9 protein-coding genes are annotated in these 11,270 nt (G+C 60.2%); 7 read left to right on the forward strand and 2 right to left on the reverse strand.

Features of this window, described 5'->3' with window-relative positions; genetic code table 11:
• Positions 1 to 230 precede the first annotated feature (230 nt).
• Positions 231 to 1,685 (forward strand): catalase, encoded by a 1,455-nt coding sequence (locus tag PMI26_RS27990; protein WP_007970122.1) that lies wholly within the window; start codon positions 231 to 233, stop codon positions 1,683 to 1,685.
• A 148-nt stretch (positions 1,686 to 1,833) separates the two neighbouring features.
• On the forward strand, positions 1,834 to 2,298 hold the full coding sequence (bfr, locus tag PMI26_RS27985) for a bacterioferritin (RefSeq protein ID WP_007970123.1): 465 nt from the start codon (positions 1,834 to 1,836) through the stop codon (positions 2,296 to 2,298).
• A 64-nt stretch (positions 2,299 to 2,362) separates the two neighbouring features.
• Here bfr and uvrA read toward each other — a convergent pair whose 3' ends face one another.
• Positions 2,363 to 5,197: an excinuclease ABC subunit UvrA gene (gene uvrA, locus PMI26_RS27980; RefSeq protein WP_007970124.1), complete on the reverse strand. Its 2,835-nt coding sequence runs from the start codon at positions 5,195 to 5,197 to the stop codon at positions 2,363 to 2,365.
• A 191-nt stretch (positions 5,198 to 5,388) separates the two neighbouring features.
• On the opposite strand from uvrA, the gene PMI26_RS27975 reads away from it, so the two are divergent.
• Together PMI26_RS27975 and PMI26_RS27970 are read left to right on the forward strand one after the other, a co-directional pair.
• Complete coding sequence (locus PMI26_RS27975) at positions 5,389 to 6,786, forward strand: MFS transporter (protein ID WP_007970126.1); 1,398 nt, start codon at positions 5,389 to 5,391, stop codon at positions 6,784 to 6,786.
• A 9-nt stretch (positions 6,787 to 6,795) separates the two neighbouring features.
• The gene (locus PMI26_RS27970) at positions 6,796 to 7,311 is read left to right on the forward strand and encodes a single-stranded DNA-binding protein (RefSeq protein ID WP_007970128.1); all 516 of its coding nucleotides are present in this window, start codon (positions 6,796 to 6,798) and stop codon (positions 7,309 to 7,311) included.
• Between the two features lie 103 nt (positions 7,312 to 7,414).
• On the opposite strand, the gene PMI26_RS27965 is transcribed toward PMI26_RS27970, so the two are convergent.
• Positions 7,415 to 7,963 carry a cysteine hydrolase family protein gene (locus PMI26_RS27965; RefSeq protein WP_007970130.1) on the reverse strand — a complete coding sequence of 183 codons (549 nt, stop codon included), beginning with the start codon at positions 7,961 to 7,963 and terminating at the stop codon, positions 7,415 to 7,417.
• Positions 7,964 to 8,063: 100 nt separating this feature from the next.
• On the opposite strand from PMI26_RS27965, the gene PMI26_RS27960 reads away from it, so the two are divergent.
• From PMI26_RS27960 to PMI26_RS27950, 3 genes are all read left to right on the forward strand, one after another.
• Positions 8,064 to 9,056: a GlxA family transcriptional regulator gene (locus PMI26_RS27960; RefSeq protein WP_007970131.1), complete on the forward strand. Its 993-nt coding sequence runs from the start codon at positions 8,064 to 8,066 to the stop codon at positions 9,054 to 9,056.
• A gap of 301 nt (positions 9,057 to 9,357) precedes the next feature.
• Positions 9,358 to 10,467, forward strand: coding sequence for a DUF3182 family protein (locus tag PMI26_RS27955; RefSeq protein WP_007970133.1), 1,110 nt, complete (start codon positions 9,358 to 9,360; stop codon positions 10,465 to 10,467).
• Entirely contained in the window at positions 10,457 to 11,215 is a 759-nt protein-coding gene (locus tag PMI26_RS27950; protein WP_007970134.1) for an alpha/beta hydrolase family protein, read from the forward strand. The genes PMI26_RS27955 and PMI26_RS27950 overlap by 11 nt, the downstream gene beginning before the upstream one ends.
• Positions 11,216 to 11,270: the final 55 nt, after the last annotated feature.

Raw genomic sequence — 11,270 nt, forward strand, 5'->3', positions numbered from 1 at the left:
CTAGGTTTTCACACAGCCTGCTAGTGCCCGGTTTTTTGTGCCTGTAAGAAACGCGCCGTTTGTACAAGTATCCCCTTCGCCCACATCGTCATCATGTGATGGGGGATGATCATTAGTTTTTAACTATCGATGCCTGCAAGTTAATGAATTTGTAGGTGTAACATTGATGATCAATACTCCTTCTCAGCCGATAGCCGGCAGTTCAAGACCGACAGAAGAAGGAAGATCTCATGAGCCAAAACAAAACGCTTACCACGGCCAGTGGCGCTCCTGTTGCCGATAACCAGAATTCCCGTTCCGCCGGCCCTCGCGGCCCGTTGCTGCTCGACGACTTTCATCTGATCGAGAAGCTTGCCCACTTCAACCGTGAAAACATCCCTGAGCGCCGTGTGCACGCCAAAGGCTCGGGTGCCTACGGTACGTTCACCGTGACGCGCGATATCACTCAATACACCAGCGCAAAGCTGTTTGAGGCCGTCGGCAAGCAAACCCCGACTTTCCTGCGGTTTTCCACCGTGGGCGGTGAGCGTGGTTCTGCCGATACCGAGCGTGATCCGCGTGGCTTTGCCTTGAAGTTCTACACCGAGGAAGGCAACTGGGACATCGTCGGCAACAACACGCCTGTGTTCTTCATTCGCGATCCACTGAAGTTTCCGGACTTTATCCACACCCAGAAGCGTTTGCCGCAAAGCAACCTGAAGAGTGCCCAGGCGATGTGGGACTTCTGGTCGCATTCGCCCGAGGCGCTGCACCAGGTCACCATCCTGTTCTCCGACCGGGGTATCCCTGACGGATACCGTCACATGCACGGCTTCGGCAGCCACACGTACAGCCTCATCAACGCTCAAGGCGAGCGCCACTGGGTGAAGTGGCACTACAAGACCCAACAGGGGATCAAGAACCTTGCTCCTGCCGAGGCTGCGCGCCTGGCGGGTACTGATCCGGATTACGCCCAGCGCGACTTGTTCAATGCCATCGAACAGGGTGATTTCCCGAAGTGGCGCGTGTGCATTCAGATCATGAGCGAGGCTCAGGCGGCGGCGCACTACGAGAACCCGTTTGATGTGACCAAAACCTGGTCGCAAAAAGAGTTTCCACTGATTGAAGTCGGAGAGCTGGAGCTCAATCGCAATCCGCAGAACTACTTCGCGGAAGTCGAACAGGCGGCGTTCGGTCCCAGCAATATGGTGCCAGGCGTTGGTCTGTCGCCGGACCGCATGCTGCAAGGGCGGGTGTTCGCCTACGCGGACGCTCACCGCTACCGTGTCGGCACCAACCACCAACAGTTGCCAGTCAACGCTCCGCGCAGTCCGGTCAACACCTATCAGCGCGATGGCTCGATGGCCTTTGGCAGCAATGGCGGTGCGGCGCCGAACTACGAGCCGAACAGCTATGTCGAGTCGCCGAAGCAGGCACCTCGTTACGCAGAGCCCGCGTTGACGCTCAGTGGTGCCGCCGATCGTTACGACCACCGCGAAGACACTGATTACTACAGTCACGCCGGCGCGTTGTTCCGCTTGATGTCTGAACAGCAGAAATCGCTGCTGGTTAGCAACATCGCCGGTGCGATGGCGGGGGTGACGAGTGATGTGGTTGATCGCCAGCTGCAACATTTCTACAAGGCTGACCCGGCGTATGGAGAAGCAATCGCAAAGCTGCTCAACGTACAGCTTAACGAAGTCTAAATGAGAAGCAGAACCGCCCTTGTTTGGGCGGTTTTTGCGTTATTTCAGCTGGTTTTCTCAGAATATCTTCGCTTTTATTGCGTCTTGCGAGTGACGATAAGGGCATGTTGGTTCAAACTACAACTTTCAAGCAGGGAGATGTAGGGCGATGCAAGGCCACCCAGATGTGATCGATTACCTCAACACGTTGCTGACCGGCGAACTGGCCGCGCGTGATCAATATTTCGTCCATTCGCGGATGTATGAGGACTGGGGTTTCACCAAGCTCTACGAACGAATCAACCACGAGATGGAAGAGGAAGCAGGGCACGCTGATGCCCTGATGCGCCGGATCCTGATGCTCGAAGGTACTCCGCGCATGCGTCCGGACGATCTCGATGTCGGCACCACGGTGACCGAGATGCTCGAGGCGGATTTGCGCCTGGAATACAAGGTGCGGGCTGCGCTGTGCAAGGGCATCAAGCTCTGCGAGCAGCACAAGGACTACGTCAGCCGCGAAATGCTGCGGGTTCAATTGCATGACACCGAAGAAGATCACACTTACTGGCTCGAAAAGCAGCTGGGTCTGATCAAGTTGATCGGGCTTGAGAACTACCTGCAATCCCACGCCTGATTCAGCGAATACAAAAAAGCCCCTGCCACCGATGAAGTGACAGGGGCTTTTTCATGGCGTCCGGTTAAGCCCGGTCACGCTCCAGCAGCGGTTTGAGGTAGTAGCCGGTGTGAGACTGCTTCATCTCTGACACTTCCTCCGGTGTACCGACGGCGATGATCTGACCGCCCTTGGAACCACCTTCCGGACCGAGGTCCACCAGCCAGTCGGCGGTCTTGATCACGTCCAGGTTGTGCTCGATGACCACCACGGTGTTGCCGTGGTCGCGCAGGCGATGCAGCACGTCCAGCAGCTGCTGGATATCCGCGAAGTGCAGCCCGGTGGTCGGTTCATCGAGGATGTACAGGGTCTTGCCGGTATCACGCTTGGACAATTCGCGGGACAGTTTCACCCGCTGGGCTTCACCTCCGGAGAGCGTGGTCGCCGATTGTCCCAGCTTGATGTACGACAGGCCGACGTCCATCAACGTTTGCAGCTTGCGCGCCAGGGCCGGCACCGCATCGAAGAACACCCGCGCTTCCTCGATGGTCATCTCGAGGGTTTCGTGGATGCTCTTGCCCTTGTACTTGATCTCTAGGGTTTCACGGTTGTAGCGCTTGCTCTTGCACACGTCGCATGGCACGTAGATGTCCGGCAGGAAGTGCATCTCGACCTTGATCAGGCCGTCGCCCTGGCAGGCTTCGCAACGCCCGCCCTTGACGTTGAAGGAGAAGCGCCCCGGGCCATAGCCCCGGGAGCGGGACTCCGGCACGCCGGCGAACAACTCGCGGATCGGCGTGAACAGTCCGGTATAGGTCGCCGGGTTGGAGCGTGGCGTACGGCCGATTGGGCTCTGGTCGATGTCGACGACCTTGTCCAGGTGCTCCAGGCCCTTGATGCTGTCGTGGGCGGCCGCCTCAAGCGTCGTTGCGCCATTCAGCGCGGTGGCGCTCAACGGGAACAGCGTGTTGTTGATCAGCGTCGATTTACCCGAACCGGATACGCCGGTGACACAGGTCAGCAGGCCGATCGGAATCTCCAGGTCGACATTGCGCAGGTTGTTGCCACGCGCGCCCTTGAGCGCCAGCGTCAGCTTCTTGTTGCGCGGCGTACGTTTGGCCGGGACTTCGATTTTCACCCGGCCCGACAGGTATTTGCCTGTCAGCGAGTCCGGATGCGCCATGACCTCGGCCGGTGTGCCTTCGGCGACGATATGCCCGCCGTGCACGCCGGCGCCCGGGCCGATGTCCACCACGTAGTCGGCCAGGCGGATCGCGTCTTCGTCGTGCTCGACCACGATCACCGTGTTGCCGATATCGCGCAGATGCTTGAGGGTGCCCAGCAGCCGGTCGTTATCGCGCTGATGGAGGCCGATGGAAGGTTCGTCAAGGATGTACAGGACGCCCACCAGGCCGGCGCCAATCTGGCTGGCCAGGCGAATGCGCTGGGCCTCGCCACCGGACAAGGTGTCGGCACTGCGGTCCAGCGACAGATAGTCGAGGCCGACGTTGACCAGGAACTGCAGGCGTTCGCGGATTTCCTTGAGGATCTTGTCGGCAATTTCGCCACGCCGACCGGTGAGCTTGAGCCCGCCAAAATATTCGGACGCATCGCCGATCGGCAGGTTGGTCACCGCCGGCAGGGTTTTCTCGCCGACCCAGACGTGCCGCGCTTCACGCCGCAGACGGGTGCCACGGCAATCCGGGCACGACTGGGTGCTGAGGAATTTGGCCAGCTCCTCGCGCACCGATGCCGATTCGGTTTCGCGGTAACGGCGCTCCAGGTTCGGCACGATGCCTTCGAACGGGTGCGAGCGTTTGACGATGTCGCCGCGGTCGTTCAGGTATTTGAAATCGACGTTTTGCGAACCGCTGCCATGCAGGATGAATTTCTGCTGGTCGGCGGGCAGTTCGTTGAACGGTACTTCCAGGCTGAACTTGTAGTGCGCGGCCAGTGATCCGAGCATCTGGAAGTAATAGACGTTACGCCGGTCCCAGCCACGAATCGCCCCTTCGGCCAGGGTCAGTTCGCCGTTGACCAGGCGCTTGATGTCGAAGAACTGCTTTACCCCCAGACCATCACAGGTCGGGCAGGCGCCGGCCGGGTTGTTGAAGGAGAACAGCTTGGGTTCCAGCTCACTGATCGCATGGCCGCAGATCGGGCAGGCGAAGCGTGCGGAGAAGATCATCTCCTCGCCCGGCTCGTCGTCCATCGGCGCTACAAGGGCGATGCCGTCCGCCAGTTTCAGCGCGGTTTCGAAGGATTCGGCCAGGCGTTGTTGCAGGTCGGCGCGAACCTTGAAACGGTCGACCACGACATCAATGGTGTGTTTTTTCTGCTTGTCGAGCTTGGGGGCTTCGTCCAGCTCATAGAGCTTTCCGTTGATCCGGGCACGGACGAACCCTTGGGCGCGCAGTTCTTCGAAAACCGACAGGTGCTCGCCTTTGCGCTCGCGGATGACCGGGGCCAACAGCATCAGCTTGCTGCCCTCCGGTTCGGCGAGGACCAGGTCGACCATCTGGCTGACGGTCTGCGCTTCCAGCGGAATGTCGTGGTCCGGGCAACGGGGAATACCCACGCGTGCATACAGCAGGCGCAGGTAATCGTAGATTTCGGTAATGGTGCCGACCGTCGAACGCGGGTTGTGCGAGGTCGACTTCTGTTCGATGGAGATCGCCGGCGACAGGCCTTCGATGGTGTCGACGTCAGGCTTTTCCATCATCGACAGGAACTGCCGGGCATAAGCCGACAGCGATTCGACGTAGCGGCGCTGGCCCTCGGCGTACAGGGTGTCGAACGCCAGGGACGACTTGCCGGAGCCGGACAGGCCGGTGATGACGATCAGCTTGTCCCGTGGCAGGGTCAGGTCGATGTTCTTCAGGTTGTGGGTTCGAGCCCCACGAATCAGGATCTTGTCCAAGGTGGCCTCGCTCGGCGGGCGTCGAAAACGTAGGAGTATACGGCCAAATACTGGATGGATGCACACTATCAAACGAGAGGGTTACTGTCTTACATGAAGAGTGTGTCAGCAATGCGCGTCAAAGCGTCGCGATATACCCCGCCAATCGATGGGACTGGTAGAATCGCCGCCGGTTCACATGAGGTTTTTCCATGCACGATCCCCACAGCGAGCGCATGAGTGGTAGCGAGACCCGCGCGGCAAGCGGTCTGGCCCTGGTGTTCGCCTTCCGTATGCTTGGCATGTTCATGGTGTTGCCGGTACTGGCGACCTATGGGATGGATCTGGCCGGTGCCACTCCGGCCCTGATCGGCCTGGCGATTGGCGCTTATGGCCTGACCCAGGCGGTCTTCCAGATTCCGTTCGGTTTCATTTCCGACCGCATCGGCCGTCGCCCGGTGATTTACCTGGGCTTGATCGTCTTTGCCCTCGGCAGCCTGCTGGCCGCCAATGCCGATTCGATCTGGGGCGTGATCGCCGGGCGAATCTTGCAGGGTGCCGGGGCGATTTCCGCTGCGGTCATGGCCTTGCTGTCCGACCTGACCCGCGAGCAGCACAGGACCAAGGCCATGGCCATGATCGGCATGACCATCGGCCTGTCGTTTGCGGTGGCCATGGTCGTCGGCCCACTGCTGACCCGCGCGTTCGGGTTGTCCGGGTTGTTCCTGGCCACCGGCGGCATGGCGCTGTTCGGCATCGTGATCGTGATGTTCATGGTGCCGCGCTCCACCGGCCCGTTGCAGCACCGTGAGTCCGGAGTCGCGCGCCAGGCATTGATGCCGACGCTCAAGCATCCGGACCTGCTGCGCCTGGACCTGGGCATTTTTGTCTTGCACGCGATGTTGATGTCCAGCTTCGTCGCCTTGCCCCTGGCGCTGGTCGAGAAAGCCGGGCTGCCCAAAGAGCAGCACTGGTGGGTGTACCTGACGGCGCTGCTGATTTCTTTCTTCGCCATGATCCCGTTCATTATCTACGGCGAGAAGAAACGCAAAATGAAACGAGTTTTACTCGGCGCCGTCGTGACGTTGATGCTCACTGAGCTATTCTTCTGGCAGTTCGGCGACAGCTTGCGGTCTCTGGTGATCGGTACGGTGGTGTTCTTCACCGCGTTCAATCTGCTGGAGGCTTCATTGCCGTCGCTGATCAGCAAGGTTTCACCGGCAGGCGGCAAGGGCACGGCGATGGGGGTTTATTCCACCAGCCAGTTCCTCGGCTCGGCACTGGGGGGAATCCTCGGTGGCTGGCTGTTCCAGCATGGCGGTCTGTCGGTTGTGTTCCTCGGATGCGCCGCTCTCGCTGCCCTCTGGCTGGCCTTTGCTGTTACCATGCGCGAACCTCCCTACGTCACAAGCCTGCGCTTGCCGTTGTCGCCCGAGGCGATCCGCGAAGCGGGTCTGGTCGAGCGCCTGAAGGCGGTCGTAGGGGTAACAGATGCAGTCATCGTCGCGGAAGAGGCGGCGATTTACATCAAACTGGACACCGAACTATTGGATCGCACCACCCTTGAGCGCCTGGTGAACAACCCGGTCGGGGCAGCGTGCGTAGCCTAGGAGAACGTTATGGCCCGTGGGGTTAACAAAGTCATATTGGTCGGCACTTGCGGCCAGGATCCCGAAGTTCGCTACTTGCCTAACGGTAACGCCGTGACCAACCTGAGTCTGGCGACCAGCGAACAGTGGACCGACAAGCAAACCGGTCAGAAAGTCGAAAAGACCGAATGGCACCGTGTATCGATGTTCGGCAAGGTTGCAGAAATCGCCGGCGAGTACCTGCGTAAAGGTTCGCAGGTATACATCGAAGGCAAGCTGCAGACCCGCGAGTGGGAAAAAGACGGTATCAAGCGTTACACCACCGAAATCGTGGTCGACATGCAAGGCACCATGCAACTGCTGGGCGGCCGTCCACAGGGCGACCAGCAGGGCCAGGGCGGCGGTAACAACTACCAGCAATCCGCTCCGCGCCAGCAGGCTCCACGTCCTGCTCCGCAACAGCAGCCACAGCGTCCGGCCCCTCAACAGGCCGCACCGCAACCGGCTCCGGATTTCGACAGCTTTGATGACGATATTCCGTTCTAAAGCGGCTGCAAGCCTAAAGCTACAAGCAGCAAGCTGACAAAACAAAACCCGCACTTCGGTCTGAAGTGCGGGTTTTTTATGGGCGGTGAAATTTGGTGCAGACTCAGGCCGCGAGGAACTCGTCGGCCGACACCACGCTGGCATAGGCAAACGCCAGGGCCGCCATGAACGCCGCATGAACCTGGGCCGCCGGGACCGACACGCCATTGAATTCCAGGTCACGGGTGGCGCAGGCGTCGTGGATCACGGTCACCGTGTAGCCGAAGTCCGCCGCCGCACGGGTGATGCCGTCGACGCACATGTGGCTCATGCTGCCCACGATCACCAGTTCCTTGATGCCTTGCTCGTCGAGGATCGATTTCAGCTCGGTTTCGCGGAACGAGTTGACGAAGTGCTTGAGCACCACCGGTTCGTCAGCGCGGTTGATCACTTTGGGGTGCAGCTTCGCGCCTTCGGAGTTCGGGGTGAAGAACGGCGCCTCTGCGGAGGTGAATTCGTGGCGGATGTGCACCACCGGATCACCGGCATCACGGAAGGCCTTGATCAGGCGGACGGCGTTGTCGGCGGCGGCATCGGCGCCGACCAGTGGCCACTTGCCTTGGGGGAAGTAGTCGTTCTGGATATCGACTACGATGAGCGCTTGCTTGGCCATGACTGTTTCCTCGAAGTGTGTTTGGTGTGGAATGAAGTATTGGCGCTGGCAGGCGGTCCGGGGATTGGCCGCACCGACAATAAGAGGGGGAAAACTGACAATGGACGCAGAAAGGGCAATCGCCGAACTCGGTGTGCTGATCTATCCCGGCGCACAGATGGCGGCGGTGCATGGCTTGACGGACCTGTTCGGGGTGGCGAACCGGATCGCTGCTGAACATCAGTCTGCACAGTTGCCCCTGCTGCGGGTCAGCCATTGGCAGGTCGAGGGTGATCAGCCGCCAGTCCGGGTCTTCGACAGCCTTCCCGGCCCGCAGCGTGCCTTGGTGGCCGTGTTGATCCCGCCATCGATTGCCGGTTTTTCCGAGGGCCAGGCGCCACGGGGCTTGATTCGCTGGTTGCGCGAGCAACATGCCAGCGGCGCGACACTGGGCGGGGTTTGCGTGGGCTCGATCCTGTTGGCTGAAAGCGGTCTGCTCGACGGTCGCAGCGCCACCACCCACTGGACCTCGGCCAAGACCTTTGCCGAACGTTATCCGGCGATCCAGCTCAAGGCCGATACGCCGATTGTCGATGACGGCGACCTGATCACCACCGCCGGACTGATGGCGTGGTCTGAACTGGGTTTGCGCCTGGTCAACCGGCTGCTGGGACCGAGCATCGCCACCGGTACCGCGCGTTTTCTGGTGGTGGAACACAGCGACAGCGCCAGCGAGTGCGGCAGCAATTTTGCGCCGATTCTCAGTCATGGCGATGCGGCGATCCTCAAGGTGCAACACTGGTTGCAAAGCACCGGGGCGACCGATGTATCGCTGGCGGCGATGGCCGAAAAGGCAGGGCTGGAGGAGCGCACCTTCCTGCGACGCTTCCGCTCGGCCACCGGGCTCAAACCCACCGAATACTGTCAGCATCTGCGAGTCGGCAAGGCCCGGGAACTGCTCGAATTCACCAACGGTACCATCGACCATATTGCCTGGACGGTGGGTTATCAGGACCCCGGCGCGTTTCGCGCGACATTCAAGAAAATCACCGGGCTGGCGCCGAGTGATTATCGGATGCGGTTTGGGGTGAGCCCTGGATCGGTTGCACGGTAGTCGCATCACCCCCGATCTCCTGTGGGAGCGAGCTTGCTCGCGATGAGGGCATGACATTCAACATTGATGTGTCTGGAACACCGCTATCGCGAGCAAGCTTGCTCCCACAGGGTCGGGTGTGTGGGCTGGAGTCGTGCAAAATGCCGGTATATCAAAGTGCATCGTGCAGAATAAAACAGGCCTCATGCCATCATGTTTTAACCAACCGGCTGATTTGAAAACCGTTTCCCTGCACTGTGCCTTGGCCTGATCCCTGCACCCCTTCAACTACATTCATCAAGCGTCGATTGAAGGGGGATGCATGACCCCAACAAACCGCAAGAAACTGGTGGTTGCCCATTCGGTACGCGCCGACGCGCCGCTGCACGAAGTCGAGACCAACCGTGCGCTGGCGCGCTGGCTGGCGCAGATAATGGGACTCAAGTACGGCGGTAGTTACGATGCGCAATTGCACAACGGTCGGGACCTCTACCTGTTGCCGACCCAGACGCTGGTGGGCGCTCAGGCTGCCCGGCAGCTGGGGGTCAAGGGACCGGAGGATTTGTGGGGTGGTTATGTCGACCATGATTTCATCTGCACCAAAGCCATCAGTCATGGGCTGCTCAATCACCATGCCCATGCGCCGCCAGGCTGGGCTCCTTTGTTTTCCCAGCGGGTACGCAGCGTCGTACTCGACGGTCTCAGCGTGTTCTGCCTGGAGGATGCTCGCCCGGCGGCGGAACATCTGTTGTACACCGGACCGATCCGCCTGAAGCCGATACACGCTTGCGCCGGACGTGGTCAGGAAGTGATCCAAAGCCTCGACGAGTTCGACGAAATTCTGGCCAGACCCGAAGCTGACGCGACCTTCAGCGAAGGCGTGGTGCTGGAACAGGACCTTGATCAGGTGATTACCCATAGCGTCGGCCAGAGTTTCATCGGCGACAAGGTGCTGAGTTACTGCGGTGATCAATACTTGACCAAGGACGCAGAGGGCGAGGAGGTGTATGGCGGCTCGAACCTGTTGGTGGTGCAGGGCAGTTACGACGATTTACTGAAGCTGGACCTGGCCGATGACGTGCGGATGGCTATCAAGCAGGCGCAGGTGTTCGACAGCGCCGCGGATGAAGCCTATCCGCGTTTCTATGCGTCACGGCGCAACTACGACATCGCTCAGGGCATCGATAGCGACGGCAAACAGCGCAGCGGCGTGCTCGAACAATCCTGGCGCATGGGCGGTGCGAGCAGTGCCGAGGTGGCGGCTTTGCAGAGTTTCGTCAACCATCCGGGGATGCGCGCGATTCGTGTGTCTTCGGTGGAAACCTACATCGATCAGCCGCTGCCGGCAGATGCCATCGAGGTGTATCGCGGGCCGGCGCAAAGCAGTGACTTTCTTCTCAAGTACGTAACGGTTAAATCCTATGACGGCTAGAAGCGAATCCATTCAGATCGACATCGATAACGAACAGATGAGCGGGACTTTTCTGAGCCCCAAATCGAAAGTGCCCGGCGTACTCTTCGTACACGGTTGGGGCGGCAGTCAGGAGCGGGACCTGGAACGCGCCAAAGGCATCGCCGGTTTGGGTTGTGTATGCCTGACCTTCGACCTGCGCGGGCACACCGGCGGCACCGGCATTCCATTGTCCCGGGTGACCCGGGAGGACAATCTGCGCGACCTGCTGGCAGCCTATGACCGCTTGCTCGCGCACCCGGCCCTCGATACCTCGGCTATTGCCGTGGTGGGCACCAGTTATGGAGGTTATCTGGCCTCGATTCTGACTTCGCTGCGGCCGGTGCGCTGGCTGGCGCTGCGGGTGCCGGCGCTGTACCGCGACGAACAATGGCACACGCCGAAACGCGACCTGGACAAGCTGGATCTGCGTGATTACCGAGGCACCCTGGTGCGTGCCGACAGCAACCGGGCCTTGCATGCCTGCTCGCAATTTCGCGGAGATGTCCTGCTGGTGCAGTCCGAGACCGACGACTACGTGCCCCACGCGACGATCATGAGCTACCGGGCGGCCTGCCAGCAGACGCACTCAATGACTCACCGCATCATCGACGGTGCCGACCACGCCTTGAGCGACCCGGTTTCCCAGCAGGCCTATACCTCGATCCTTGTCGACTGGATTACCGAGATGGTGGTCGGGGAGCGGTTGAGCATTATTCAATCCCAGTGATTTGCGGTGTGCATGCGGACGCCTTCGCGGGCAAGCCCGCGATGGCGGACTAGCA

Origin of the sequence: Pseudomonas sp. GM33 (genome assembly GCF_000282295.1) — a bacterium.
Taxonomy (GTDB): Bacteria; Pseudomonadota; Gammaproteobacteria; order Pseudomonadales; family Pseudomonadaceae; genus Aquipseudomonas; species Aquipseudomonas laurylsulfatiphila.